At 70.8% G+C, this 25,513-nt stretch carries 24 protein-coding genes; 19 read left to right on the top strand and 5 right to left on the bottom strand.

All coding sequences use genetic code 11. The features are described 5' to 3' along the window. Positions 1-13 precede the first annotated feature (13 nt). Positions 14-1,051: a LacI family DNA-binding transcriptional regulator gene (locus J2W21_RS03150; RefSeq protein WP_307113060.1), complete on the bottom strand. Its 1,038-nt coding sequence runs from the start codon at positions 1,049-1,051 to the stop codon at positions 14-16. 109 nt (positions 1,052-1,160) lie between these two features. Here J2W21_RS03150 and J2W21_RS03145 point away from each other — a divergent pair, with 109 nt between their 5' ends. The 7 genes from J2W21_RS03145 to J2W21_RS03115 all read left to right on the top strand — a co-directional run bounded on the left by J2W21_RS03145 (position 1,161) and on the right by J2W21_RS03115 (position 8,573). Further along, entirely contained in the window at positions 1,161-2,510 is a 1,350-nt protein-coding gene (locus tag J2W21_RS03145) for an ABC transporter substrate-binding protein (RefSeq protein ID WP_307113059.1), read from the top strand. Further along, the gene (locus tag J2W21_RS03140; protein ID WP_307113058.1) at positions 2,507-3,445 is read left to right on the top strand and encodes a carbohydrate ABC transporter permease; all 939 of its coding nucleotides are present in this window, start codon (positions 2,507-2,509) and stop codon (positions 3,443-3,445) included. The genes J2W21_RS03145 and J2W21_RS03140 overlap by 4 nt, the downstream gene beginning before the upstream one ends. Before the next feature lie 2 nt (positions 3,446-3,447). After that, positions 3,448-4,272: a carbohydrate ABC transporter permease gene (locus J2W21_RS03135; RefSeq protein ID WP_307113057.1), complete on the top strand. Its 825-nt coding sequence runs from the start codon at positions 3,448-3,450 to the stop codon at positions 4,270-4,272. A 48-nt stretch (positions 4,273-4,320) separates the two neighbouring features. Continuing rightward, entirely contained in the window at positions 4,321-6,009 is a 1,689-nt protein-coding gene (locus tag J2W21_RS03130) for a glycoside hydrolase family 13 protein (protein WP_307113056.1), read from the top strand. A 275-nt stretch (positions 6,010-6,284) separates the two neighbouring features. Continuing rightward, positions 6,285-6,506, top strand: a complete 222-nt coding sequence (locus J2W21_RS03125; protein WP_307113055.1) for a hypothetical protein — start codon at positions 6,285-6,287, stop codon at positions 6,504-6,506. A gap of 76 nt (positions 6,507-6,582) precedes the next feature. Further along, a complete protein-coding gene (locus J2W21_RS03120; protein ID WP_307113054.1) occupies positions 6,583-7,656 on the top strand; it encodes a DNA polymerase IV in 1,074 nt (357 codons plus the stop codon). An 89-nt stretch (positions 7,657-7,745) separates the two neighbouring features. After that, positions 7,746-8,573, top strand: a complete 828-nt coding sequence (locus J2W21_RS03115) for an alpha/beta fold hydrolase (RefSeq protein WP_307113053.1) — start codon at positions 7,746-7,748, stop codon at positions 8,571-8,573. Positions 8,574-8,587: 14 nt separating this feature from the next. Here the strand turns inward: J2W21_RS03115 and J2W21_RS03110 are convergent, their stop codons facing one another. Together J2W21_RS03110 and J2W21_RS03105 are read right to left on the bottom strand one after the other, a co-directional pair. Beyond that, entirely contained in the window at positions 8,588-9,094 is a 507-nt protein-coding gene (locus J2W21_RS03110; protein WP_307113052.1) for a shikimate kinase, read from the bottom strand. Continuing rightward, the gene (locus J2W21_RS03105) at positions 9,087-9,983 is read right to left on the bottom strand and encodes a LysR family transcriptional regulator (RefSeq protein WP_307113051.1); all 897 of its coding nucleotides are present in this window, start codon (positions 9,981-9,983) and stop codon (positions 9,087-9,089) included. The genes J2W21_RS03110 and J2W21_RS03105 overlap by 8 nt, the downstream gene beginning before the upstream one ends. An 84-nt stretch (positions 9,984-10,067) precedes the next feature. Here J2W21_RS03105 and J2W21_RS03100 point away from each other — a divergent pair, with 84 nt between their 5' ends. The 5 genes from J2W21_RS03100 to J2W21_RS03080 all read left to right on the top strand — a co-directional run bounded on the left by J2W21_RS03100 (position 10,068) and on the right by J2W21_RS03080 (position 14,968). Beyond that, the gene (locus J2W21_RS03100) at positions 10,068-11,345 is read left to right on the top strand and encodes an FAD-dependent oxidoreductase (RefSeq protein WP_307113050.1); all 1,278 of its coding nucleotides are present in this window, start codon (positions 10,068-10,070) and stop codon (positions 11,343-11,345) included. Next, positions 11,345-12,202, top strand: a complete 858-nt coding sequence (locus J2W21_RS03095; RefSeq protein ID WP_307113049.1) for an NAD-dependent epimerase/dehydratase family protein — start codon at positions 11,345-11,347, stop codon at positions 12,200-12,202. Before J2W21_RS03100 ends, J2W21_RS03095 begins: the two co-directional genes overlap by 1 nt. Before the next feature lie 80 nt (positions 12,203-12,282). Continuing rightward, complete coding sequence (locus tag J2W21_RS03090; RefSeq protein ID WP_307113048.1) at positions 12,283-13,086, top strand: ABC transporter ATP-binding protein; 804 nt, start codon at positions 12,283-12,285, stop codon at positions 13,084-13,086. Further along, positions 13,083-13,961 carry an ABC transporter permease gene (locus J2W21_RS03085; protein WP_307113047.1) on the top strand — a complete coding sequence of 293 codons (879 nt, stop codon included), beginning with the start codon at positions 13,083-13,085 and terminating at the stop codon, positions 13,959-13,961. Before J2W21_RS03090 ends, J2W21_RS03085 begins: the two co-directional genes overlap by 4 nt. Further along, entirely contained in the window at positions 13,958-14,968 is a 1,011-nt protein-coding gene (locus J2W21_RS03080) for an ABC transporter substrate-binding protein (protein WP_307113046.1), read from the top strand. Before J2W21_RS03085 ends, J2W21_RS03080 begins: the two co-directional genes overlap by 4 nt. Before the next feature lie 76 nt (positions 14,969-15,044). Here the strand turns inward: J2W21_RS03080 and J2W21_RS03075 are convergent, their stop codons facing one another. After that, positions 15,045-15,971, bottom strand: coding sequence for an HNH endonuclease family protein (locus J2W21_RS03075; RefSeq protein WP_307113045.1), 927 nt, complete (start codon positions 15,969-15,971; stop codon positions 15,045-15,047). Positions 15,972-16,114: 143 nt separating this feature from the next. Beyond that, a complete protein-coding gene (locus J2W21_RS03070) occupies positions 16,115-16,756 on the bottom strand; it encodes a DUF3761 domain-containing protein (RefSeq protein WP_307113481.1) in 642 nt (213 codons plus the stop codon). Between the two features lie 749 nt (positions 16,757-17,505). Here J2W21_RS03070 and J2W21_RS03065 point away from each other — a divergent pair. The 7 genes from J2W21_RS03065 (at position 17,506) to J2W21_RS03035 (ending at position 25,511) form a co-directional block, all read left to right on the top strand. Continuing rightward, positions 17,506-18,753, top strand: coding sequence for a thermonuclease family protein (locus J2W21_RS03065; RefSeq protein WP_307113044.1), 1,248 nt, complete (start codon positions 17,506-17,508; stop codon positions 18,751-18,753). A 650-nt stretch (positions 18,754-19,403) separates the two neighbouring features. Continuing rightward, positions 19,404-19,907: a hypothetical protein gene (locus J2W21_RS03060; RefSeq protein ID WP_307113043.1), complete on the top strand. Its 504-nt coding sequence runs from the start codon at positions 19,404-19,406 to the stop codon at positions 19,905-19,907. A 113-nt stretch (positions 19,908-20,020) separates the two neighbouring features. Next, positions 20,021-20,626: a helix-turn-helix domain-containing protein gene (locus tag J2W21_RS03055; RefSeq protein ID WP_307113042.1), complete on the top strand. Its 606-nt coding sequence runs from the start codon at positions 20,021-20,023 to the stop codon at positions 20,624-20,626. Between the two features lie 130 nt (positions 20,627-20,756). Further along, the gene (locus J2W21_RS03050; protein WP_307113041.1) at positions 20,757-22,055 is read left to right on the top strand and encodes an MFS transporter; all 1,299 of its coding nucleotides are present in this window, start codon (positions 20,757-20,759) and stop codon (positions 22,053-22,055) included. Between the two features lie 8 nt (positions 22,056-22,063). Further along, positions 22,064-23,458 carry an FAD-dependent oxidoreductase gene (locus J2W21_RS03045; RefSeq protein WP_307113040.1) on the top strand — a complete coding sequence of 465 codons (1,395 nt, stop codon included), beginning with the start codon at positions 22,064-22,066 and terminating at the stop codon, positions 23,456-23,458. Continuing rightward, a complete protein-coding gene (locus tag J2W21_RS03040; protein WP_307113039.1) occupies positions 23,455-24,693 on the top strand; it encodes a CaiB/BaiF CoA transferase family protein in 1,239 nt (412 codons plus the stop codon). Before J2W21_RS03045 ends, J2W21_RS03040 begins: the two co-directional genes overlap by 4 nt. Further along, on the top strand, positions 24,690-25,511 hold the full coding sequence (locus tag J2W21_RS03035) for an enoyl-CoA hydratase-related protein (RefSeq protein WP_307113038.1): 822 nt from the start codon (positions 24,690-24,692) through the stop codon (positions 25,509-25,511). The genes J2W21_RS03040 and J2W21_RS03035 overlap by 4 nt, the downstream gene beginning before the upstream one ends. The last annotated feature ends 2 nt before the right edge of the window (positions 25,512-25,513 follow it).

Below are 25,513 nucleotides of genomic sequence, written 5' to 3'. Positions count from 1 at the left end.
TGGCCCAGGCGCTTCAGGTCCTGGGAGGGGCGGTGCTGGCGCGCTCGATCAGGTGGACCGGGGCGACGACGCCAGCTCCGGGGTCCGCGCCGGGCTCGTCCTGCTCGCGTCCGAGGGCCTGGAGCACGAGGCGCGCGGCCGCGGCCCCCTGCCCCCCGACGTCCTGCGCGACCGTGGTCAGGTCGAGCAGCTCCGACAAGGGGTGGTTGTCGATGCCGACCACGGAGATGTCCTCGGGGACCCGGTAGCCGCGGTGCCGGAGCGTGTGGAGGACGCCGAAGGCGAGCTCGTCGCCGTGGGCGTACACCGCCGTCGGGGGCTCCCCCGCCGCATCGAGGATGTCCGCCATGGCCTTGGCTGCGTTGACCGGGTTCCAGTCGACGTCCCGGACGAGGGCGGGATCGACGTCGACCCCTAGGGCCCCGAGTGCGCTCTCGTAGGCCCTCGACCGGCCGGGGATCGCCGGCCAGCCGGGCTGGTCGGGGTCGCTCCCGGCGATCATCGCGATCCTGCGGTGGCCGAGGGACGTCAGGTGGTCCAGGGCGAGGCGGCCCGCCTGGAAGTCGTCGATGCAGACGTAGGGGTAGGCCGCCGACTGGCCGCCCGCGGCGACGATCTTGGCCCCGATAAGCTCGAGCCTCTCGCGCTCGGCCTCGCCGACTGGGAACGCCACGACGACGACGGCGTCCACCTTGCGGCGCGCGGGCAGCCTGGCCAGGAACTCGCGGCGGTCCTCGGCGTCGTCGACGTGGTACAGGAGGATGTCGAAGTCCGCCTCGGAGAGCACACGCTCGATCCCGCTGACCATCTGGCCGAAGAACCATCGCTCGATGTGGGGCACCACCACCGCGACCCGTCCGGTGGTCCCGATGGCCAGCCGGCGCGCGTCGGGCGAGACTACGAAGTCGAGCGCTGCGGCCGAGTCCAGGACCCGGGCACGCGTGGCGGCGGAGACCCCGTAGGCGTCATTGAGGGCCCGCGACGCCGTGGAGAGCGAGACCCCGGCACGGCGGGCGACATCGGCGAGGCTCGGCGCCGTCTGGGACTTCACAGGGCGATCCTACCCCGGAGACCCCTTGACTTCGGAAGCGCTTCCGACAACACTTTCGGAAGCGCTTCCGAAGGTGGAGCGCCAGTCCCCCCAATGGAGGAAATTACCCATGGGCCTGTCCCGTCCCCGTCCCGCCCGCACCCGCGCCGCGGCCGCCGCACTCGCCACGACTGCCGCCCTCGCCGCCGGCCTCCTGTCCGCCTGCAGCCCGCCGGGGAGCAGCTCCGCCGCGGCCGCCGCGCCCTCGACAGCCAGCACGGACCTCGGCTCGCAGCCCGTGACGCTCACGCTCTATGACGGGGCCGGGCTCAAGCCGATCGACGATGCGCTCATCGGGGCGTTCACTAAGCAGCACCCGAACGTGAAGATCACCACGCGGTTCGACCCGGACAATGTCCAGGCGGTCAACGCCCCGCGGGTGCTCTCCTCGGACACCCCGCCCGACATCGCCCGCATCGGCGCTCTGGGCGACACGGCGAAGAACGGACTGCTCACCGATCTGGGCCCGTGGGCGTCGGCGTACCACTGGGACAAGCTGCCCGGCGGTCAGCTCGCGCAGTACACCTCGACGCCGGAGGGCGTTCGCGGCACCGGAGCGCAGTACACCGTGGCCTCCGGCTTCACCGTGACCGGCCTGTACTACAACAAGGGCCTGCTCTCCCGCCTGGGCATCGCCCAGCCGCCCGCCACGACCTCGGAGCTCGAGGCGGACCTGCAGAAGGCCAAGGCCGCCGGGATCACCGGCATCATGGCCGGGAACCAGAACGGCCAGGTCGCCACGGCCCTGCAGTTCGCGCTCAACAACAGCGTGGGCCAGAAGCAGCTCAACGCGTGGATCTTCGACCAGCCGGGCGCCAGCATCGCCACCCCGGAGGCCACCGCCGCGGCGCAGAGCGTCGCCGACTGGGCCGCGAACGGCTACTTCAATGCCGACACCAACGGCACCCAGGCCAGCGACGCGCTCGGGCGGTTCGCCCGCGGCGAGGCGCTCTTCTACGCCTCGGGCAACTGGGACTCCTCCTCGCTCGAGAAGCAGATGGGGGACAACGTCGGGTTCGTGCTCCCGCCGGTGGCCCAGGCCGGCGGGAAGGTCCTGGCCATGTCCGATCCGGCGTCGAACTTCGGCGTCCCCGCCAAGTCCAAGAACAAGGACGCCGCTGCGGCCTTCCTGAACTTCCTCACCTCGCCCGAGGCGCGTCAGATCGCGGTGGACAACGGCTTCGCGCCCAGCGGCTCCGGGGACGTCCCCGCCACGAAGAACGCCCTCTCCGGCCAGATCCAGAAGGCCTTCTCCGCCCTCGTCGCCGCCGACGGGCAGGTCCAGTACGTCCAGAACGCCAGCAGCGGCGCCAACAGCGTCTGGACCGCCCAGATCCAGCTGCTCGCGGCGGGGAAGACCTCGCCCGCCGAGGCGCTCAAGGCCGTCCAGACCCAGTACCAGCAGGACCTGAACAAGTGACCGCCCTCCGCACTGCGGCCCCCGAGACCCGCTCGGGGGCCGCGGCGGCTGCGTCCCGCCGGCCGCGGCGCTCGCTCAGGAGCTGGGGCGGATGGCTGTTCGTCCTCCCCGCCCTCGTCTTCTACAGCGTGTTCGTGCTCAAGCCGCTCACCGCGGCGATCCAGTACTCGTTCTACCGGTGGAACGGGATCACGGTGGCGACCTTCGTCGGCTCCGCCAATTACGTCCGCGTCCTCACTGACCCGCAGCTGCTCTCCGGCATTGCACACGCCTTCTTCCTCATCATCTTCTTCACCGTCCTGCCCGTGGCCGGCGGCCTGCTCATGGCGGCGCTCCTGCGCGAGATCCGGGCCAAGGCCTTCGGGACCGTGGCCCGGACGGTCCTCTTCCTGCCGCAGATCATCCCCGGTGCGGCCGCGGCCATCGCCTGGGTCTGGATGTTCTCCTCGAGCGGGACCGCCAATCAGGTCCTCTCCGCGGTAGGCCTCGGCGGCATCGCCCGCGCGTGGCTCGGAGACTTCACCTGGTCCCTGCCGGCCGTGGGGCTCATCGGCACCTGGATCAACCTCGGCTTCTGCATGATCCTGCTCCTGTCCGGGATTGGGAAGATCGACGCCTCCATCTACGAGGCCGCGCGCCTTGACGGGGCCGGGTTCGGGCGGACCCTCGCCTCGGTGACCCTCCCCGGGCTCAAGCAGGAACTCGGGGTGTGCATCACCGTGACGATCATCTCCGCGCTGGCAAGCTTCGACATCATCTTCATGTCCACCCAGGGCGGCCCCGGCTACGCCACGATGGTGCCGGGGGTGCTCGTGTACCAGCTCGGCTTCACCGAGTCACAGGTCGGCCTGGCCTCGGCGCTCGCGCTCGTGCTGACGGTCCTGATCCTGGCCGTGGTCCTGCCCCTCCAGCGGCTCTTCAGGACGGAGGACTGACCATGAGGGCACCACTGAAGGAACGGCTTCCCGGCCTGGTCCTGCTCTTGGCCGCCATGCTCTTCTCCGTCATCCCGCTCGCGAGCATGCTCACCGCGGCGCTGCACCCACAGGGAACGGTGCCGGTGGGGATCGAATGGCCCGCGGATCCCCAGTGGCACAACTTCGTGGACGCCTGGAACGTCGCGAACGTCACGCCGCTGCTCCTCTCGAGCCTCCTCCTGGTCGCGGCAGTCGTCCCCGCCGCGGCCCTGATCGCGACCATGGCAGGCTACGGCCTCGGCCAGCTCAGGGTCCCCGGCGGCGCGGTCTTCTTCGTCCTGCTCCTGCTCGGGCTGACCCTCCCGCGCGAGGCGACGATCGTCCCGCTCTACTACCAGATGCGGGACATGGGGCTGCTCAACAGCCGGCTGGGCCTTGCCCTCGTGCTGATCGGCGAGTTCATGCCGTTCGCCGTCTTCTGGATGCGCGCCCACTTCCTCACCATGCCGAAGGAGCTGGGCGAAGCCGCCGCGATTGACGGAGCGGGGGCCTGGCAGAGCTTCCTGCGCATCCAGGCGCCGCTCGCCGTCCCGGCCGTGTCCTCGCTGTGCCTGCTGCTGTTCCTCTGGACCTGGAACACCTTCCTCGAGGCGATCGTGCTGGTCGACGACCCCAGCCAGCGCACCATGGCCGGGGCGCTGCAGAACTTCGTCGGCCTCCACTCCACCGACGTCGTGCTCCTGAACGCCGGGTCCCTGCTGATCATGGCGCCGACGATCCTCGTGTTCCTCCTCTTCCAGCGCCACTTCATCAAGGCCATGATTGCTGGCACCGTCAAGGGCTGACCTCCAGCCCGCCCGCCCACACACACAGACACACACACTGAAGGACCCATGACAGAGACCCAGCCCTTCGACGCCGGGCTGCTCGCCGGCGCAGACCCCAACTGGTGGCGCCAGGCCGCCGTCTACCAGATCTACCCGCGCAGCTTCGCCGACTCCAACGGCGACGGGATCGGCGACCTCAACGGCATCACCTCCAGGATCCCCTACCTGGCCGCGCTCGGGATCGACGCCGTCTGGCTCAGCCCCTTCTACCCCTCGGCCCTCGCCGACGGCGGCTACGACGTCGACGACTACCGCGACGTGGACCGGCGCATCGGCACGCTGGCCGACTTCGACCAGATGGCCGCAGCCCTCCACGCCGCGGGGATCAGGGTCATCGCCGACATCGTGCCCAACCACACCTCGAACCGTCACGTGTGGTTCGCGGAGGCGCTCGCGTCCCCCAAGGACTCCCCCGCCCGCGGCCGGTACATCTTCCGGGACGGGCGCGGTCCGGACGGCGCACTCCCGCCGGACGGGCTGCAGTCCCTCTTCGGCGGCAGCGCCTGGGAGCGCGTCACGGAGCCGGATGGGACGCCCGGCCAGTGGTACTTCCACCTCTTCGCCAAGGAGCAGCCGGACCTGAACTGGGACAACCCCGAGGTGCACGAGGACTTCCTGGCCACCCTGCGCTTCTGGTCCGACCGCGGCGTCGACGGCTTCCGCGTGGACGTCGCGCACGGGCTGAAGAAGGACATGGCCGCGGCGCAGAACGGGCTGTGGACCACGGACCCCGACGAGGTCCTGCGCGGGGGCCAGCACCCGCTCTGGGACCGGGACGAGGTCCACACGGTCTACGCCGAGTGGCGCAAGGTGTTCAACGAGTACACCCCGCCCCGCATGGCGGTGGCCGAGGTCTGGGTCGCGCCGCACCGGGTCCCCCGATACGCGTCCGCGGAAGGCCTGGGGCAGGCATTCAACTTCGACCTGCTCAAGGCGGACTTCGACCCGGCCCAGTTCCGCGCCGTGATCGAGAACAACCTGGCGCTGGCGGCCGCGTCGGGCGCCTCCTCCACCTGGGTGTTCTCCAACCACGACGTGGTGCGGCACGCCACCCGCTACGGCCTGCCCAACGGGACCGGGCGCCGCGGGCAGGGCACCGATGGCCTCGACTGGCTCCTCGCCGGCGGCGACCCTGGACAGGTGGACGCCGAGCGGGGCCTGCGCCGGGCCAAGGCAGCGACGCTGCTCATGCTCGCACTGCCCGGCTCGGCCTACATGTACCAGGGCGAGGAGCTGGGCCTGCCGGAGGTGGGCCAGCTCCCGGCCGCGGACCGCCAGGACCCCATCTACTTCCGCAACGGGGCCAACGAGGTGGGCCGAGACGGCTGCCGCGTCCCGCTTCCGTGGGAGCCCACCGGCACGTCGTTCGGCTTCGGCGCCGGCGGGTCCCATCTCCCCCAGCCCGCCTGGTTCCGGGACTACGCGGCGAGCGTCCAGGCCGCCGACGCCGGCTCGACCCTGTCCTTCTACCGGACGGCGCTCGAGCTGCGCCGGGCGCTCCAGGGGGCCGAGGAGCTCGAGTGGCAGGCCTCGTCCGGCGACGTCCTGCACTTCGCGCGCCCGGGCGGCTGGCACGTCGTGGCCAACTTCGGCGAGGCGCCCGTCGCGCTGCCCGAGGGCGAGGTGCTCCTGGCCAGCGCCCCGGTCGAGGGCGGCAGGCTCCCCGGCGAGGCGACCGCGTGGGTCCGCGCCTAATGCGAGACTGAGGCGACACCGACGACGGCGGGCCGGCCCGCCGTCGTCGGCCTGCTCCATCGAGGTGCTGCGCAGTTCCGAAAGCTGCTCGGGGACCTTCCCGTCGGCTCGGGGCAGTTGTCCGAGGCGCATCAAAGCCGCCGGACCTCCTCGGCGGTGAACTGAGGGCTTTCAGCACTAAGCCGCTGTGGTCGGGAAGGGCACACTTTTTCCACGGTCCTATCGGCCGGGATCGGACCAGGTGTGTGGGAGGGGATCTCATGGATGTTCGGGTCGTGGAGTCGCTGGTCATGGCGGAGATCGGGGACGGGGTGCTGACCGCGTTGTTCCCTGTAGAGCATTGCGCACGGTGGGAGTTCGGGCCGTGGGCTCCGCTCATGGGCTGGTTCAAGGAGCGTCCGGGCCTGACACGGCTCATTGGGGTGGCTCAGGTGGCCGTTGCGGTGGCTGTGGCCGCCGGCCTGTCCAAGACCCCGGGGCCGGCCTGGAAGAAATGAACCCTGGCGCCATCTGGCGCTGCGGTCCGCCAGATCCGCCAGTATGGCCCAGGCACTTCCGGGGCACACTGGTGGGATGAGCGGAAGCCGGTGGGTGCTGCACGTGGACCTCGACCAGTTCCTCGCGGCCGTCGAGGTGCTGCGCAGGCCCGAGCTCGCCGGCCGGCCGGTCATCGTCGGCGGCCGGGGCGACCCCACCGAGCGGGCCGTGGTCTCGACCGCCTCCTACGAGGCCCGGGCCTACGGCGTGCGCTCCGGGATGCCGCTGCGGATCGCCGCCCGGAAGGTGCCGGACGCCGTCATCCTCCCCGTGGACCGGGAGGCCTACCTCGAGGCGTCCGACGCCGTGATGGCCGCCCTGCGCGCCCAGCCCGGCGCGACCGTGCAGGTGCTCGGCTGGGACGAGGCCTTCGTGGGCGTAGAGAGCGAGGACCCGGAGGCCTACGCGCGGCGGCTGCAGGCCGCGGTCCTGGAGCGGACGCGGCTGCACTGCAGCGTGGGCATCGGCGACACCCTGGTCCGGGCCAAGGTGGCCACGGGCTTCGGCAAGCCGGCCGGCGTCTTCCGCCTCACCGCCGGGAACTGGCTCGAGGTCATGGGCGGCCGGCCCACCAAGGAGCTGTGGGGCGTCGGCTCCAGGGTGTCGGCCCGGCTGGCCACGCTCGGCATCCGCACGGTCGCCGAGCTGGCCGCGGCCGACCCCCAGGACCTGGTCCCGGAGTTCGGCCCCAAGATGGGTCCCTGGTATGCCCAGCTCGGGCGCGGTGACGGCAGCAGCACGGTGGACAGCACCCCGTGGGTGGCGCGCGGACACAGCCGCGAGACCACCTTCCAGCGCGACCTGACCGACCCCGCCCAGGTGGACGGTGCCGTGCGGGAGCTCGCGGCGCGCGTCCTCGAGGACGTCGCCGCCGAGGGGCGGCCCGTGGTGGGGCTGACCCTCAAGGTCCGGTATGCCCCGTTCGACACCACGACGCACGGGAAGAAGATCCCCGAGACCTCCGACCAGGGCGAGGTCCTCGCCCGCGCCCTCGAGCTCACCGCCTCGATCGAGCCCGGCCGGCCGATCCGGCTCCTCGGGCTGCGGGCGGAGCTGGCCATGCCCGCCGAGGCCAGAGAGGGGCACACGCCCACGCGCAGCGGCTGGTGACGGCCGGCTCTATGGCTCACGGCCGTCCAGTCCTACCATGTCCACACAAAGGCGCGGCTGGGGCGCAGCAGTCGAGGAAGAAGCCCGCCGTGGTCGCCATCAAGCTCCGCTCCATCAGGACCGCAGACGGCGGCTCCCTCCGCGTCTACAGCTTCGGCACCGGGCCGGGCGCGGTGCTCGCCGCGGGCAGTCTGACCCGCACCGCCGCCTACGGTAGATTCGCCAGCAGCCTCTCGGCCACCATCCCGGTCCACCTGTACGACCGCCGGGGCCGCGGCGGCTCGGGCCCGCAGCCGGCCGGCTACTCGATGGAGACCGAGCTCGAGGACCTCGAGGCGGTCCTCGAGGCGACGGGCAGCTCGGTGGTCCTCGGGCACAGCTTCGGCGGGGGCATTGCGCTGGAGGCCGCGCTCCGCCTGGCGGTGAGCCGGGTGGCCGTCTACGATCCCGCCGTCAACATCGACGGCTGCCTCCCCACGCGCACGCTCCCCGCGCTGGCGGCCGCGGCCGACAGGGGCGACCACGTCGGCGCGGTCACGGTCTTCTCACGGGAGATGGACCCGCTGCTGGCGAGGGTGCCGCTGCCGGATGCGGCCGCCCGGGCACTCGTGTGGGCGGCGGCCCACCTGACGAAGGACGGGCACGCGTGGGAGGAGCTGGTCCCCTCCCTGGCGCACGAGCTCGCGCTGCTGGACAGCAGGCGGGCCCTCGCCGAGTACGCCGGCATCGCGATCCCCCTCCTGCTCCTCGCGGGGGCGCACAGCCCCGCGTACTTCCGGAGCATCGCCGCGGGGCTCGCGGCGTCGCTCCCGGGCAGCACGAGCATGGTCGTCCCGCACGCGGGCCACGGCGCCCTGCACCACCCGTCCGCGGCCATCCTCTCCGCGTTCCAGGGGTTCCTCCGGCAGGCGGCGTGAGCCGGGGAGGGCGGTCACGCCCGGTCGCGGAGACCGGCGGCGATCTCGGCGGCCAGCTCCTCCGGCGTCCCGGTCCGCGCGTCGATCCGGAGGCTCGCCACCTCCTCGTAGAGGGGCCGGCGGCGGTCGTAGTTGCGCTGCCAGGCCTCGGCGACGTCGCCGCCGAAGAGCGGCCGCCCTCCCTCGATCCGCGGCAGGACGGTCGCCAGATCGGTGTCGAGCCACACCACCGTCCCGGCTGCGAGCAGGCGGCGCGTACCGCCGTCGAGCACGGCACCGCCCCCGAGCGAGAGCACCGCGCGGCCCGGGTCCGCGAGCAGGGAGGCGACCGTGGACGCCTCGGCCCGGCGGAAGGCCTCCTCCCCCAGTGACCTGTAGAGCTCCGGGACGGGGCCCAGCGCGGCGGCCAGCGCTTGGTCGCTGTCTAAGAAGCGCACGCCGAGGACCCGCGCGAGGGCGGCCCCGACGGCGGACTTCCCGGCCCCGGTGGGGCCGACGAGCACGATCGTGCGCTCAGCCACGGCTGCCCAGCCCTTCCGCCCGGAGCAGCTCGATGAACCGCTGCACATAGGGGTGGCCGCCGCTGCTCGTGGCGGCCCACGTCTCGACGGTCAACGGGTGCCCCTCGGCATCGACTTCCTTCACCTCGACCCAGCGCCAGCTGGGCATGTTGTGGGTCGCGGACGCCTCGGTCATGAGCGCGGCGTCCGCCCGCGAGCTCATCGCGATGAGCTCGCTGTGCTGGGAGAACCTCCGGAAGATCCAGTCGGTCGTGACGCCGGCGGCCTTGGAGGCGGCACGGAGGCGCGTCTCCTCCCCCGCGACCTCGCCGTTGGCGTGGGCCATGACCCGCAGCCCAGCAAGGTCGGCAAACCGGACGGAACGCCGGGAGGCGAGCGGGGAGCCGGGCGGGAGCGCCACGCCGATCCTCTGGATGAGCACCCGCTCCGAGGGGTGCTCCGGGGGCGCGAGGTGGAGCAGCCCGACCTCGAGGCGGCCGTCCTTGAGCATGAGCCGCTGCTCGTCGCTGCTCGCCTCGTGCAGGGAGATGTCCGCCTGCGGGATGGCGTCCTGCGCCCGCCGGACCACGGCGGAGAGCCAGCCGTGCGGCACCCCCGGCGGCAGCCCGACCCGGACCAGCTCCTTGCTCTCGCTCGCCGTGCGGAGCACCTCGGGGATCCTGTCCACCTCGGCAAACACCACCCGGAGGTGGGTGTGCAGGCCGCGCCCGGCCGGGGTGAGCTGCGCGCCGCGCGAGGTGCGGGTGAACAGCTCGTGCCCGAGCTCCCGCTCGAGGGCCGCCAGCTGGCGGCTGAGCGAGGGCTGGGTCAGGTGGAGGGCGACGGCGGCCCTGCTGATGGAGCCGAGCTCGGCGACCGTCGAGAAGTAGTGCAGGCTCCTGAGCTCCATGGGGCCATGGTATGCCCGGCAAGCATGGGACCCGAGCCCAAGGGGCAATTGTGACATGCCGTGATCCGGGTCACGATGAGGGGGATGACACAAGTATCGAAAGACCTCAATGCCGATGAAGGCCTCCACGTCGATGTCGCCGTGGTCGGTGGAGGCGCGGCGGGGGTGGCCGCAGCCGTCGGCGCCGCCCAGTCCGGAGCCTCGGTCTGCCTCATCGAGCAGTACGGCTTCCTCGGCGGAGCCGCGACCGTGAGCTCTGTGCTGACCCACTGCGGCTTCTTCGACCAGACGCGCGAGCAGGTGGTGGCCGGCGTCGGCCAGCAGTTCCTGGACGCGCTGCAGAAGCGGGACATCTACCGCACCGAGACCTTCCAGGCATCGGGCAACACCGTGGTGCTGCTCGACCTCGAGACCACCAAGACCGTCTTCGACGAGCTCGTCGCCGAGGCCGGCATCACCCTGCTGCTCCACAGCCACCTCGTCGGCGCGGCCACGCGGGACGGTCGCCTCGACGCGGTCGACGTCTCCCACCGCGGCGGCCGCGTGCGCGTCCACGCCCGGGCCTTCGTCGACGCCAGCGGAGACGGCGCGCTCATCGCCGCGTCCGACGCCGAGGCGCTCGTCTCCGCGGTGGACGAGCGGCAGGCCAGCACCCTCGTCATGCGCGTCGGCGGCGTTCCCCCCGAGGCGGACCTCTCGGCGGGCGGGATGGCGGAGGCCGTCCGGCGGTACGAGTCCCTGACCGGCACGGCCCTGACCCGCGACCACGGCATCGCCGTCCGCATGCCGATCTCGGGCGAGGTCATGCTGCTGCTCGCCGACCAGCACCGCGACGTCTTCGACGTGCAGGACCTCTCTGCGGCCGAGGTCGAGGGGCGCCGCCTCGCCTGGCACTACCTCGAGGCGTTCCGGCTCTTCCTCCCCGGCTGGGAGGCGTCCGTCCTGGCCGCCACGGGCCCACAGCTGGGCATCCGCGAGGGGCGGCGCCTCAAGGGCCGCGAGACCGTGGCGGCGGAGGACGTCGCGGCCGGACGCAAGCGCGGCGCCGAGGGGATCGCCCGGTGCGGCTGGCCCATGGAGGACCACGCTGTTCCGGGCGTCACCGAGTACAACGGCATCCGGGACAAGGGCTGGTACCACATCCCCTACGGGAGCATCTGCTCCGCCTCCCTCGAGAACCTGTGGGCCGCTGGCAGACTGGTCAGCGCCGACCGGCGCGCCTTCGCGTCCCTGCGCGTCATGGGCACGGCCTTCGCGACGGGGCACGCGGCCGGCGTCGCCGCGGCCGTATACGCGAACTCGGGACGGCACGACCTCCCCGCCGTCCGCGACCTGCTTTCCCAGCAAGGAGCCCTGATCTGATGACTGCACGAACACCCGCCCGCCGCGGCCGCATCGCCCTCACCGGCGCCGCCGGCAGCCTCGCGCGGGACATCATCCCCCACCTGATCCGCTGCGGCTACGAGGTGGTGTGCCTCGACCGGGCCGAGCCTGCGGACCCGATGGGCTGCGAGTGGGTCATCGGCTCGATCCACGACGCCGACCGTCTCCGGGAAGCGTTCGCCGGCTGCACCGCCGTCGTGCATCTCGCCGGCATCCCCCTCGAGGCGAGCTGGGAGGAGATCTCCCGGACGAACATCGACGGGACCCAGTCGGTGCTCGAGGCGGCGCGCGCCGCGGGCGTGCCCAAGGCGGTGCTCGCGAGCTCGATCCACGCCACCGGCTACACCCCGGTGCCCGCGGACGGGGACCTCCTCCCCGACGACGTCCCCGTCCGCCCGAACACCTTCTACGGGGTCTCCAAAGCCGCGGTAGAGGCGCTCGGCAGCCTCTACGCCGACCGGCACGGACTGGACGTGATCTGCCTGCGGATCGCCTCGCGGTTCGCCAGGCCCGAGAACGAGCGCATGCTCAGCACCTGGCTCTCCCCCGCCGACGCCGGCCGCCTGTTCGAGGCCGCCCTCTCCGAGGCGGCCAAGGGCTTCCGGATCGTGTGGGGCGTCTCCCGCAACACGCGCGGCTATCTCTCCCCCGACGGGGGCCGGGCGATCGGCTTCTTCCCCGAGGACGACGCCGAGGCCTACGCCGGCGAGCTCCCCACCGACGCGTCCGGGGCAGCCCAGGGATCCGAGTGGGACCGGCGCTGCATCGGCGGCGTCTTCTCCTCCCCCGAGCCGCCGATGTTCTCGCCTCCCGTCACGCATGTGACGACAGGCTGACATATGGGCCGAGAGCCCAGTGAACCCGCCAGTAGGATCGCGACGTGGCGTTGACCGCCATTGGGGAAAAGGAAGTTCATGTGACCACATCCGCACTGCCCGTGAATACCGGGACCAATGCCTTCGAAATCAACGATGTTTCGAAGGTGTTCGTCGGCAAGACCCCGGTCCAAGCACTGGCGAATATCAATCTCGACCTGAAGACGGGCTCGTTCACCTGCATTGTCGGGCCCTCGGGCTGCGGCAAGTCGACGCTGCTGCGCATCCTCGGCGATCTCGAGACCGCGACCTCGGGGCACGTCACCAACCATCTCGCCGCCTCCGCCGTGCCGAAGTCCGCCTTCGTGTTCCAGGAGCACGGCGTCTTCCCCTGGTTCAATGTCCTGCAGAACGTCGCCTTCGGCGAGCAGATGGCCGCGGTCGGGAAGAAGGAGCGCGAGGAGCACGCCCGGCACTGGATCGCCGAGGTGGGGCTCACCGGCTTCGAGCAGGCCTACCCCCACCAGCTCTCCGGCGGCATGCGCCAGCGCATCGCCATCGCGCGGGCGTTCGCCACGGGGTCGCCGTCGCTCCTCATGGACGAGCCCCTCGGGGCGCTCGATGCCCAGACCCGCATGCTCATGCAGGAGCAGCTCGTGCGGCTCTGGGAGGCCGAGCGCAAGACCGTGGTCCTCGTGACGCACGCGATCGAGGAGGCGCTGCTCCTCGGCGACCAGATCGTCGTCATGTCCGCCCGCCCGGGCCGCATCAAGGAAGTCATCGACGTCCCGTTCCCCCGGCCGCGCAAGGTCGAGATCGAGGGCACGGAGGAGTTCGCGCACATGCGGCAGGCCATCTGGGAGTCGCTCCGCGACGAAGTCCAAGCATCTCTGAGGTATTCATGAGCACCCCCACCACCACCCCGGCCGCGCGCACCGACGCCTTCCAGCCCTCGGCCGAGCTCGAGGCCGCCATCGCCGCCGAGTACCGCCGCGAGCGCCGGCTGCGCACCCGCGACCTGCTCCTGTCCATCCTGACGCCGATCGTCCTCCTGGCGTGCTGGGAGGCCGCGGCCCGCGGCGGCCTGCTCGATGCGCGTCTGTTCACTCCGCCGACGAAGATCGTGGAGCGCGGGGCGCAGATGATCGCCGACGGCGAGCTGTGGGGGCACATCGCGTCCACCACGGCGCGCCTGCTGGCCGGGTTCGTGATCGGCTCCGCGCTCGGCGTCGTCGCCGGGCTCGCGATGGGCGTCTGGCGCCCGGTCCGGGCGGCGCTCGGGCCCACGTTCACCGCCCTCTACGCGCTGCCGAAGATCGCCATCCTGCCGCTCCTGCTGCTCATCTTCGGGCTAACCGAGACGCCGAAGGTCCTCGCCGTCGTCATCTCGGTCTTCTTCGTGGTGCAGATCAACACGCTGGCCGGCATCGTGCAGATCGACGCGCGCATCCTCGAGGCGGCGCGGGCCTACAAGGCCACGGGCTGGCGGCTCTTCCGCTACATCCTGTTTCCGGGCGCCATCCCGGCCATCATGACGGGCCTGCGGGTTTCCGCGGGCATGTCCGTCATTGTGATCACGGCGGTCGAATTCGTCGCCTCCAATGACGGCCTCGGCTATCTCATCTGGAATTCGTGGCAGCTCTTCCAGCCCCAGGACATGTACGTGGGGCTCATTACCGTCTCGCTCCTCGGTGCGCTGCTCACCGGTCTCATCATCGTGCTCGAACGGGCGCTGCTTCCGTGGCGGCCCGGCGGATCCACCAGGAAGGTCAAGAAATGATCAGGGCAAGGCTAGGGGCCCTCGCGGCTGTTGTAGGACTCGCGCTGACCGGATGCGGCGCATCCTCGGCAGCCGATCAGAAGGCCACCGATGCTTCGGGGCTGCAGACCGTCAACGTGGGCCAGGTGCAGCTGCCGATCTTCGCGCCGATGTACGTCGCGGACGCGAAAGGCTACTTCAAGGACGCGGGCATCAAGCTGAACCTGCAGAACGTGAAGTCCGGCCAGGACGCCGTTCCGCTCGCCTCGAGCGGGAAGCTCGACGTCGTGGTCGCCGGCTTCTCCGCCGGGATGTTCAGCGCCATGGAGGCCGGGCTCGACATCAAGGTGGTCGGCTCCATGGGCGTCTCCGACGGGACGAAGAACTCCCCCACCGACCTCGTGGTCGCCAAGAAGCTGGTCGACGCCGGCACCGTCAAGGGCATCGGCGACCTCAAGGGCAAGAAGATCGCCGTGGCCGGCGGCGCGGGCGGCACCGGCGCGTACCTGACGGCGCTCGCGCTCAAGGGCGCGGGGCTGACTCTCAAGGACGTCACCCTGGTCAACCTCGGCAACCCGGACATGCCGACGGCGCTCAAGAACGGCAGCGTCGACGCCGCCCTCGAGAGCGCGCCCTTCTCCTCGCAGTCGATCAAGGACGGCACGGGCGTCTCCTTCGCCGTCCCGCCCAAGGGCGTCTCCGGGACCGGCGTGGTCTACGGCGGCAAGTTCGCCTCCTCGCCGCTGGCCCAGAAGTTCTTCGACGCGCTCGCCAAGGGCGCCAAGGACCTCCAGGGCGACGCGCGGTACTCGGACGCGAACGTCGCGACCATCGCGAAGGCGACCAACCAGACGCCGGCACAGGTCAAGGCCGTCCCGCTCTACACCTGGCTGCCCAACCTCGCCCCTATGCCCGACCAGCTGGCGGACATGGAGAAGGTCTGGATGGACGCCGGGGCGATCAAGTACACGAAGCCGCTCGACCTCACCAAGTACGTGGACGCGAGCTTCTCGAAGAACGTGAAGTAGCTTCTTCCCGAACGAGGGGGCCGCACGGTTGTCCGTGCGGCCCCCTCGTCTTGCGCCCGCGTTCCGGCGCCCCGCCCTACTGCCGCCAGCGCAGCCGCGTGTCCGTGGCCGAGGTCTTGCACGTGTAGGGGACTCCCGTGGAGCTCACGCCCTGGGCGCCCGCGGTGCTGCAGTACGCGCCGGGGGTGACGGTGGGCAGCGCGGGCGCCGGGGCCGGGGCCTGCGGCGCCAACGGGTCGGACTGGTCCGTGGGGGCCAGCTGCCCCGGACACTGGGCGAGGATCCCGGCGATGGCGTCGTGCTCGGCCTGCGTGACCCACAGGCTGTAGGTGGCCTTCACCGAGACCTGGCGGGCGACGTACGCGCAGCGGAAGGCGGTGTTCGGCGGCAGCCAGGTGGCGGCGTCGCCGTCGCCCTTCTGCTCGTTGGTGGGCCCGTCGGTGGACTGGAGGTTGAGCGGGTCGTTGGCGAGGGCCACACGCTGGGAGTAGGTGAGCTGCTGGGCGCCCTTCTGCCAGGCGTCGGAGAGGGCGACCATGTGGTCGATCTGCACCGCGTCGCTCGTGCCCACCCCGCGGAGGAACGCGATGGTGGCGGCGGTGTAGGGGTCGGCGAGGGTGCCGGAGGCGACCGTGCAGGGGACGGACGTGACGTAGGTGATGTCCGTCAGGTCGCGGTTGAGCATGTCGTTGCGGGTGTCGCAGCCGTTCCCGTCCACGTCCAGCCAGGCCGGTCCGAACTGGGAGCGGTCGTAGCCGGTCTTCGGGGCGCGGCCCTTGACCGGGATCGTCTCGAGGAGGGCCGCGGCCTCGGCGCCGTAGGCCGGCTCCGGGTTCGGGGCGGTGTAGGTGGTCGTGGTGGTCTGAGGCACCACGCCGGCCGCCTGGGCGGGCGCGGCCGTCGCCGCTGCGAGGCCCGCCACGGCGAGGGAGGCAGCCAGGAAGGCGGAGAGCGCGAGCGGGCGCTTCGCGGTGGTTGAGCGCGGGCGGTGCAGGTGCGGCATGTCTTGGTCCCCCGGGTGGTGACTGAGTGGTCGGCCCCATTCTGCTCGCGCGTGCGCCCCCAGATCCCGTTTTCTGACGCTTTCCTGAGCGAATGCTGAGCCCGAGCGAGGCAATTGCGGCCTCGACCACGTAGGTCGCGGAGCTACTTGTACCAGACAGCGACTCCATGATGGTGCGAACACGTTCCGCTGTGGTGCGCCGAATACGAGTACGTGCCGTCTACGCACAGTGCCGTGGCTCCCGCCGGCCCTCCAGCTGGGGCCGGAGCCGGAGCCGCTGGAGCGGGTGCAGCCGGGGCCGGAGCGGCTGGAGCTGGTGCTGCCGGAGCCGGCGCCACAACGTAGGTGTTGTAAGCCGCCCACCAGTCCGAGGCGATTGCCTGTTGGGCCGTCCCGAGCCCCAGAGTCCCGGCACACACCAGTTCGTGGAGCTTGTTCTCAAGCTCGTCCTTCGACTTCGCCCCTCCTGGGACGAGGTTGGAGGGCTCTGGCCAGAGATTGTGGACGTCGGATGGAGCGCCGCCCAATTCGAGGGGAATCAGGTGGTCTTCTTCGTAGTCAGCTGGATTCGTGTCGCCGTTATACGTGTACCCCCCGGCGAGCTGGGAGACCTTGAGGCTCGAGGTGTAGTCCTCAGGTGGGCGGACCTGCGTCGTCCAGCCCGTCACGCAGATGGTTGTGCCGATGGCGGATTGGGTGACCGCTGGGTTTGTGGCGCCAGGAGTGGTGGCCTTGTCCGGAAGAACTGCACCGCCAGCAGCTCGCACAGCGGCTGAATAGGCCATCTGCGGCACCGAGGAAGGCGATGCGGTCACTGCCGAAGGCGCGGTCGTGGTGGGCTCGATCGTCGAAGACTGAGGCGTGGCCGTCGGCGAGGGCAACGGTTGCATCGTCTGTGAGGGCGCGGGTGCCGCGGCTGCGCTGGCAGTGGGTTGGGGGCTGGCATCGCTGCTAGAGGCCTTGACTGCGGCCGGTACAGGCATGGTGGCAGCGGCCGCGGCCATCGACGTGAAGCCGAGGACGATGGACGCGGCGACCCCAATCGCCGCCACTTTGCGGCCACCGAATCGCAGCCAGGAATGTCGTCCCGTGATGAGCGCGTAGAGAGCCGTCACCAACGTGGTGCCGAAAAGGAAGAAGACCCATACAAGCGGTACCGGGGTGAAGAAGGTCAGCAGGAGGAGCAGTGCGGCTATCGAAGCACCCACCCACGTTGACGGACCCCAATTGCGCGTTACGTTCATCGCTCCCCCCAATGGATGCAGTCTTGGCTATTTGCAGACTCACGCCGCCGAAGACCTTGCACGGGGATCACCATTGAGCTTGAGCAAAGTCAACAGTGAACCCGCACCCGACGGCCGTCAAGTGTTTTCGTCTTCCAGATAAGGCGCCTGCGCGCTGGCTCGCCCAGTACAGCCGCAGAGGGGCCTTTCAGCCCTAAGCCGCGAGGAATTGTGCACGTACAATCAACGTGTCCTACCGGCAGCGATTCGCACCCGCGCCCGGTCGAGAAGTGATATTTAGGGGATTCACTTTGCAGCACGCCTTGGCGCATCGTCGCGTCTTCCTGCCACTGGCCGTCGTCGGCCTTCTCGCCGCGACCGGGCTGGCGGCCTGTTCTTCTGATGGTTCCGTCGACGCTAAAGTGGTCCGCGTCGTCGACGGCGACACCTTCGAGGCCGAGTACGGCGGCCAGACGAAGACCGTCCGACTCCTGAACGTCGATACGCCGGAGACGAAGCATCCGAACAAGGTCGTCGAATGCCAGGGGCCCGAGGCGACCCGCTTCCTCGAGGAGAAGCTGCCCGCGGGGAAGACGGTCAAGCTGCGGTTCGACCAGGAGACCACGGACAAGTACAACCGCGTCCTCGCCGCCACCTTCCTCGGCGACGAGCTCGTGAACGCCTCGATCGCCCGCGCCGGGCTCGGCGTCGCGATCTCGATCGCTCCGAACACGAAGTACTACGAGCAGGTGAAGGCCGCGCAGGACGAGGCCCGCGCGCGGAAGGCCGGATTGTTCCAGGACAATCTCGCGTGCAGCCCGGCCGCCGTCGCCGAGGACCAGCTCGCCACGCTCGACGCCGCCGCCGCCGCGGATCCCGGGGCGTCGGCCGCCTCCAAGGACATCTCAGCTGCTGCCGGCGCGCTGCTCACCGCGGTGACGGCGGCGCGCTCCGGAGAGAGTCTGCTGAAGGACGCGAGGGACGCGGTCATCGTCGCAGCGGTCGGAGCGGACAGGCTCAATGACGCCACGGGACGGTTGACGCGGGCACTGGCCACGGCAGACGGCCGGCACGAGGACCTCGTCAAGCGCGCATCGTCGGTGAAGGCGGATGAGGACAAGCGCGCCGCACAGGCGGGCGCCGAGGCGAAGCGCAAGGCCGAGGAGGCCAAGGCCAAAGCCGCTGCGGAGGCGAAGCGCAAGGCCGAGGAGGCCAAGGCCAAAGCCGCTGCGGAGGCGAAGCGCAAGGCCGAGGAGGCGGCTGCCAAGGCTGCGGCTGAGGCGGCCAAGCGGGCCCAGGAACAAGCCCAGGCCCGTGCCGAGACGGAGGCCCCGACATATTCGGTGCCGGGCAATGTTGCACCGCCCGCCCAGAATTCGTACCCCGGGTACTACGGCCCGCGCTGTTACGCCCCCGGCGGCCAGACTTGGACGCCGTGCCCCGAAAAAGCCCCGGGTTACGGGCAGACACCGACCCAGGCCAACCCCTACCCCGGCTACGTCGGGCCGCGCTGCTACGCCCCCGGCGGGAAGTCCTGGACGCCATGCCCGAAGAAGTAGACGAGCTCAACCGATGATTCTGGATCCGGTGCACGCACAGTGGGTTGCTGAGACGTGGCTGAGGAACCTCGGCGTGCGCTGGTCCTTCGATATCAAGGAGATCGGCGCAGGCAAGGTGGCGACGCCGGTTGTTCCTGCTATTGTGCTGCCCGATTCATCCGCCGCCTCTGTTGGCCTGCTCGGCTCCCTGCCTCTCCGTGGCGAGGCTCCCCGCGCGGTGGCCTTTGTCCGGGACAGCGCTGCTCACGAACTCGCGTCGCGTGCCTCGGCCGACTCCGTTGCGCTCTTCGTCTTGGATGACGATGGTGACGCGCGGGCCCTATCGCCAGAGGCGAGGTGGCTTTGGGCGGCCGCATTCGGCTCTCCGAACAGCGGAACGAGACTCGGCCGCGTGCGGCGCAACGCGATGCGCCTGGCTGCCGGCTCGACGGCATGGATGGCGTGGAAAACGCTCCTGGCAGCACTCACCGCACTGCTGGCGTGCGGAGCGACTGCGGCAGGGTGCGGGCAGCATCTTCCGCGGCCCAGACGGCACAGCGCTGATCGCCTTCGCGCTCATGTGCCTGGTTTCAGCAGGTCTGCTGAAGCTGTGCCTGACGCTGTCTGCCCGGACCCGCCACTTCCTTCTCCACAACCACCCACACGGTCCCATGCGCCTCACCGGCTACTGGACCATAACGGCCGCTGTGGCGGCCGGAACGCTGGTCATCGGCGGCACGATCGCACTTGTGCCTACCATTGGGGCCGCACAGGCCTCGCCAGCTCGCACCACGTGCTCGTACGCCGCCCCGGCCGCCGCCGATGCGGCGTCGAGTGTCGCGCTGGGCCTCAAGAACGCGGTGTACTCGGCGAGGGAAGTCGTCCGAGTCGATCCCGAGCCGCGCCCGGTCGAACCCCGCCTCATCCCCTCCTCCGCGGCCGGAATCACCGATCTGCGCACCGGCGGTGACCCGGAGTCGCCCGCAGCGGTCGTTGAAGTGTTTGCCACGTCGGAGGACGCCGAGGACCGCTCAGCCAGTCTCCTTGCCGGGGCGGCGGGCAGGCCGAGCACCACTGCGGAGCATCATCTGGCAGGCGCCGTCCTCCTACGTCTGAGCGACCGGCTCACGGAAGCCGCCCGCATGGACTATGTCTCAGCTCTCGGGTGCAACTAGAGTCGCTGCGTCTGGTCGGAGTGAAGAAATTCAGGAAGATAAAGACAAACCCTTGATCCACTGAAGATCTTCACTATAGTTGTGTGAGTCAGGTCACCACAGGAGAGGCAGAGATGACTACCGAGAGCATCCCCGGCACCCCTGCGGCGACGAGCGCACTGCTGGCATCCGTCGGCACCAAGGTCCGCTCCCGCCGCAAGGAGCTCGGCATGACCCTCGCGCAGCTCTCCGACGCCACCGGCCTCAGCCAGGCGATCGTCAGCCAGATCGAGCGCGGTCTGGCCAACCCCTCCTTCACCACCCTGGCGCAGCTGGCGCACGGGCTGGACATCCCCGTCGGGCGGTTCTTCGCAGGACAGGCCGACGGCGCGTCCCCCGTGGTCAGGAAGTCAGAACGGCGCAACCTCAAGGGCGTCACCCGCGAGTCCGTGGGCGAGGCAGTGCACGAGCTGCTCACCCCGAGCCTCAACGGCGCCCTCGAGGTGCAGTGGATCGTCACCCCGCCGGGCCACGATACGAGCGCCACCCCCTTCCACCACAGCGGCGAGGAGTTCTGCCTCGTCATCTCGGGCCGGAAGGACGTCTACCTGGACGGAGTCCGCTACAGCCTCAGTGAGGGCGACTCCATCACCTACAACTCCGAGATCCCCCACTGGTACGCCAACAGCTACGAAGAGCCCTGCGTAGCGATCTGGGTCAGCGCCCCTCGCGCGTGGTAGCCCCTAGGCGCCCTCGGCACAGCCGGGCACGCCGCCGGCAGGCTGACCCCCTTCCACACCTGTCTTTCGCACCGCCCCGCGATGCGTCATACCCTCGCGCGCCCTGTAGCGGCGCAGCAAAGGACCCCCCATGATCGACAATGTGGTCACCGCCGACCCCTCGACCTCCCGCCGCTTCACCCCAGAAGTCCGCCGAGGACTCCTCGGACTCGGCCTCGGCAACGCCCTGGAATGGTACGACTGGATGGTCTTCGGCCTCCTCTCGGCCTACATCGGGCCCAGCTTCTTCCCCTCCCACGATCCGCTCTCGGCGACGCTGAACACCCTCGCCGTCTTCGCCGTCGGCTTCGCGTTCCGGCCCCTCGGCGGCGTGCTCCTGGGCACGTTCGCGGACCGGATCGGGCGCCGCCGGATCATGCTCCTCTCCATCATGCTCATGGCCGCCACGACGCTGCTCGTCGCGGTCACCCCGAGCTACGCGGTGATCGGCCAGTGGTCCGGCATCATCCTCGTCGCCTCCCGCATCATCCAGGGCATCTCCACCGGCATCGAGGCCCCGCTGTCCACCTCGCACGCGGTGGAGCTGGCCCCCGAGGGCCGCGAGGGCATGGTCGCCGGCCTCATGAGCTTCTACGTCAACCTCGGCATCCTCATGGCCTCCCTCGTGAGCTTCCTGTGCAGCCTCACGATCGGCGGCGCCGCGATGAGCACCTGGGGCTGGCGCGTCCCGTTCGTCATCGGCGCGCTGTTCGGCCTCGTGGTCCTCTACCTCCGCCGCTCCCTGCCCGAGACCCTGCAGCCCGAGGAGATCGCCGGCAGCTCCACCGCCGGCGTCTGGACCGGAATCCGCAAGCACTGGCTCGCCGTCCTCGCGATCATCTTCGTGGTCGGCGCCGCCCAGGCCTACAACTACGCCTGGAACACCGGCCTGCCCACCGCCGCCCGCAGCAACTTCAAGGAGGACCCCACCGCGGTCTTCGCGCTCACGACGGCGCTCGGCGCCATCCTCGTTCTCGGCAGCTGGGTCGTGGGCAAGCTGACGGACGGCAAGGCGATGTCCCGCTGGTTCGTGGTCACCCGCCTGCTCGCGATCCCCTCGGTCTTCCTCATGCTGCTCTACGTCCAGCCGGGCCTCGGCGGCTTCGCGGCCGTGCTCCTGGGCGGCTCGATCGTCCTCGTGCTGAACATGACCATCTACAACGTGGTCAGCACCTCCCTGATGCCCAAGGGCATCCGCGGCACGGGCGTGGCCCTCGGCTACGGCATCGGCGTGGCCCTCTTCGGCGGCACCGCCTCCTACCTGCTCGTCTGGTTCCAGTCCCTGCACGCCGACTGGATCTTCCCCACCTACGTGGCCGTCCTCTCGGCCCTCAGCGTCCTGTTCTACGTCCTCGCCCGCCGCTCGTCCGGCCTCTACGTCGGCAAGTAAGGAACCCCATGCACCCCCACGATCTGCGCGTCCATCCCTCCGAGCTCACGGCCCCCGTGGTCAACCGCTCCCAGGCCCTCGTGGTCGGCGGCGGCCCCGCCGGCGTCGCCGCGGCCGTCACCGCCGCCCGCTCCGGCGCCTCCGTCACCCTCCTCGAGCGCTACTCCTACCTCGGCGGCCTGGCCTCCGGCGGCATGGTCCTCGTCCTGGACGACATGATCAACGGCTCCGAGATCACCGTCACCGGGATCGTCTCCGAGTACGTCGAGCGGCTGCAGGCCCTGGGCCTCGCCGTGGTCCCGCCGGCCGAGGACCGGAAGGCCTCCCAGGAGCTGTGGAACCGGTGGGGCCGCTTCGGCACCTTCGACTTCCACTCCCACGCGACCCCCAAGCCCATCTGCTACGCCGCCGCGTTCGACCCGGACGGCTGGAAGCGCGTCTCCAACGACCTGGTCCGCGAGGCCGGCGTGACCCTGCGCCTGCACTCCTGGTTCTCCCGCCCCATCGTCGAGGACGGCGTCATGAAGGGCGTGGTCGCCGAGACCAAGTCCGGCCCGCAGGCCTACCTCGCCGACATCGTCATCGACACGACCGGGGACATCGACGTGGCCTCCCGCGCCGGCGCGAGCCACGCCCACGACTCCTACATCACCACGCTCGTGTTCCGTCTCGGCGGCGTGGACACCGCGGAGGCCGAGCGCTTCGAGCAGGAGAACCCCAAGGAGGCCCGCGCCATCAACCGCAAGATCAAGCGCCTCCTCGGCGGCGCCTGGGAGCTGTGGTGGCTCAAGACCCCGCTCGAGGGCGTGGTGTGGTGCAACGCCCCGCACATGTCCGGCTACGACGGCGTCAACCCGGCCGACCTCACCGAGGCCGAGTTCGCCGCCCGCGACCGCATCACCGAGGCCGTCGCCTACGTCAAGGAGCACCTCCCCGGCTTCGCCGGCGCCTACATCCTGGACGCGGCCCCGCAGATGGGCGTCCGCCAGACCCGCCTGCTCCAGGGCGAGTACGTCATGACCAAGGAGGACGTGGTCTCCCGCCGCCACTTCCAGGACTCCGTGGCCCGCGGCCGCGACTACTACTACCCCTACCGCTCCCTCCTCCCCCGCGAGGTGGACCAGCTCCTCGTCGCCGGCCGGCACTACTCGGCCACCCCTGAGGCGCAGAAGATGTCCCGCGAGATCCCGCCGTGCATGGCCATGGGCCAGGCCGTGGGCGTCGCCGCGGCCCTCGCCGCCGAGAACGGCCTCCTCGTCCGCGACGTGGACTCCCGCGACATCCAGGCCGGGATGCGCCGCCACGGCGCCGACCCGGGGGACGTCCCCGCCGCGAACGCGACGGTCGACGCCGGCTCCCTCACCCCCGCGTCCGCCGCGGCTCTCGCGGGGGTCGGGGCATGAGCGCCGTGGCCGAGAAGCTCGCCGCAGCCGAGGCGCCCGAGGCGGGCACCGGCGTCGTGCCTCCCCTGCACGGGATCAAGGTGGTGGACTTCACCCAGGTGTTCATGGGCCCCAGCGCCACCCAGCTGTTGGGCGACTACGGGGCGGACGTGATCAAGATCGAGCGGCCGGGCGCCGGGGACATCTCCCGCAACTCGTTCCCGGACCCGGACGGCCAGGACAACCCGATCTTCCTGGCGATCAACCGCAACAAGCGCAGCATCAGCGTGGACACCCGCACCGAGGAGGGCCGGGCGGTGATCGGCCGGCTGATCGCGGACGCGGACGTGGTGGTGAGCAACTTCCGCGCCGGCGTGATGGAGCGCATGGGCTTCGGCTACGAGGAGCTGCGCCGCACCAACCCGGGCCTGATCTGGGCCTCCGGCACGGGCTTCGGCACCGAGGGCCCGTACTCGCACAAGGGCGGCCAGGACGCGATCGCGCAGGCCTACTCGGGCGTAATGTGGCGGCGCGACCGCGAGGACCTGCCGCCCTCGATCTACCCGACCACGCTGTGCGACTACATCACCGGCATGCACCTGCTCCAGGGCATCCTGCTCGCCCTGCGCACCCGCGAGGCCACCGGCACCGGGCAGAAGGTCGAGGTGACGATGTACGACTCGATGCTGCACCTGCAGATGCAGGAGGCATGCATGCAGCTCAACCGCGGCTACGAGGTCAACTGGGGCGCGATGCCGCTCAGCGGGGTCTTCGAGACCACGGACGGGGCGGTGTGCCTCGTGGGCGGCTTCACGAAGGACCCGCTCCTGCACATCTCCCGCGCCCTGGGCCTGGACGAGGACCTCACGCAGCGGCCCGAGTTCGCGGACCTGCCGCACCAGTTCGAGAACAAGCCCGCGCTGCAGGCCATCTTCCGCGAGCGCTTCGCGACCCGGTCCACCGCGTACTGGACGGACCGGCTCGAGGAGGAGGGGCTGCTCAACGCCCCCGTGTTCACGCTCGAGCAGACCCTCGCGGACGAGCAGACCCGGGTCAACGGCATGATCGTCGAGGCCGAGCACCCCACCGCCGGCACCGTGCGCATGCTCAACGCCCCCATCCGCCTCTCGGAGACCCCGGCGACCGTGCGCCGCGCCGCCCCGCGGCTGGGCGAGCACAACGCGGAGGTGCTGCGCGAGAACGGCTTCGACGAGGAGACCATCGCGCGCCTGGGCGAGCTGGGGGTCCTGCGATGAGCGAGGCTCCGGCTCCCGAGGTCAGCGGGGCGGCGCACGACGGCGCGCGGCTGGCTGTGCGCGACGGCGTCGCCTGGGTGGTGATCGACCGCCCGCACGTGCTCAACGCCGTGGACGGCCCCACCACCGCGAGGCTCAATGAGATATGGGCGCAGATCGAGGCCGACCGGTCGCTGCGCGCCGTGGTCATCACCGGCGCCGGCGAGCGCGCGTTCTGCGTCGGTGCGGACATGTCCGCCGCCGGGGTGGACAAGACCGGGCTCGAGTACTGGGCGGACCTGGACCCGAACGGGTTCGGCGGCCTGAGCCTGCGCGCCACGCTGGACATCCCGGTGATCGCCCGCGTGAACGGGTACGCGCTCGGCGGCGGGATGGAGATGGTCCTGGGCGCGGACATCGTCGTCGCGGCGGAGAGCGCTCAGTTCGGGCTCCCCGAGCCGCGCGTGGGCCGGCTCGCCCTCGACGGCGGCATCCACCAGCTCGTGCGCCGCGTCCCGTACACGCAGGCCATGTCCCTCCTGCTCACCGGCCGCAAGGCCAAGGCAGCGGAGATGGCCGCGATGGGCCTCGTGAACGAGGTGGTCCCCGCCGCCGAGCTGGACGCCGCCGTGGAGCGGTGGCTGGACATGATCCGCAGCTGCGCCCCCACCTCGGTGCGGGCCGTGAAGCAGATGGTCTCCCGCACCGCGCACCTGAGCGCGGCCGAGGCCCGGGCCATGCGCCTGCCGGCCCTCATGGAGGCCCTGGACAGCAAGGATTCGGCCGAGGGGGTGCTCGCCTTCCAGGAGAAGCGCGCGCCCGTGTGGCCGGGGAACTAGGA

It is taken from the genome of Sinomonas atrocyanea (assembly GCF_030811715.1).
GTDB classification, from domain to species: domain Bacteria; phylum Actinomycetota; class Actinomycetes; order Actinomycetales; family Micrococcaceae; genus Sinomonas; species Sinomonas atrocyanea_A.
Note: the sequence above shows the minus strand (reverse complement) of the source record. Positions and strands in the feature narration are given on the sequence as shown.

Bases quoted from the DNA above. Each gene is read 5' to 3' on its own strand.
- J2W21_RS03095 (WP_307113049.1), top strand. From the start codon at position 11,345: ATGACTGCACGAACACCCGCCCGCCGCGGCCGCATCGCCCTCACCGGC.
- J2W21_RS03035 (WP_307113038.1), top strand. From the start codon at position 24,690: ATGAGCGAGGCTCCGGCTCCCGAGGTCAGCGGGGCGGCGCACGACGGC.
- J2W21_RS03130 (WP_307113056.1), top strand. From the start codon at position 4,321: ATGACAGAGACCCAGCCCTTCGACGCCGGGCTGCTCGCCGGCGCAGAC.
- J2W21_RS03075 (WP_307113045.1), bottom strand. From the start codon at position 15,971: ATGCCGCACCTGCACCGCCCGCGCTCAACCACCGCGAAGCGCCCGCTC.
- J2W21_RS03070 (WP_307113481.1), bottom strand. From the start codon at position 16,756: ATGGCCTATTCAGCCGCTGTGCGAGCTGCTGGCGGTGCAGTTCTTCCG.
- J2W21_RS03080 (WP_307113046.1), top strand. From the start codon at position 13,958: ATGATCAGGGCAAGGCTAGGGGCCCTCGCGGCTGTTGTAGGACTCGCG.
- J2W21_RS03135 (WP_307113057.1), top strand. From the start codon at position 3,448: ATGAGGGCACCACTGAAGGAACGGCTTCCCGGCCTGGTCCTGCTCTTG.
- J2W21_RS03105 (WP_307113051.1), bottom strand. From the start codon at position 9,983: ATGGAGCTCAGGAGCCTGCACTACTTCTCGACGGTCGCCGAGCTCGGC.
- J2W21_RS03085 (WP_307113047.1), top strand. From the start codon at position 13,083: ATGAGCACCCCCACCACCACCCCGGCCGCGCGCACCGACGCCTTCCAG.
- J2W21_RS03060 (WP_307113043.1), top strand. From the start codon at position 19,404: ATGCGCCTCACCGGCTACTGGACCATAACGGCCGCTGTGGCGGCCGGA.
- J2W21_RS03040 (WP_307113039.1), top strand. From the start codon at position 23,455: ATGAGCGCCGTGGCCGAGAAGCTCGCCGCAGCCGAGGCGCCCGAGGCG.
- J2W21_RS03050 (WP_307113041.1), top strand. From the start codon at position 20,757: ATGATCGACAATGTGGTCACCGCCGACCCCTCGACCTCCCGCCGCTTC.
- J2W21_RS03145 (WP_307113059.1), top strand. From the start codon at position 1,161: ATGGGCCTGTCCCGTCCCCGTCCCGCCCGCACCCGCGCCGCGGCCGCC.
- J2W21_RS03055 (WP_307113042.1), top strand. From the start codon at position 20,021: ATGACTACCGAGAGCATCCCCGGCACCCCTGCGGCGACGAGCGCACTG.
- J2W21_RS03100 (WP_307113050.1), top strand. From the start codon at position 10,068: ATGACACAAGTATCGAAAGACCTCAATGCCGATGAAGGCCTCCACGTC.
- J2W21_RS03120 (WP_307113054.1), top strand. From the start codon at position 6,583: ATGAGCGGAAGCCGGTGGGTGCTGCACGTGGACCTCGACCAGTTCCTC.
- J2W21_RS03045 (WP_307113040.1), top strand. From the start codon at position 22,064: ATGCACCCCCACGATCTGCGCGTCCATCCCTCCGAGCTCACGGCCCCC.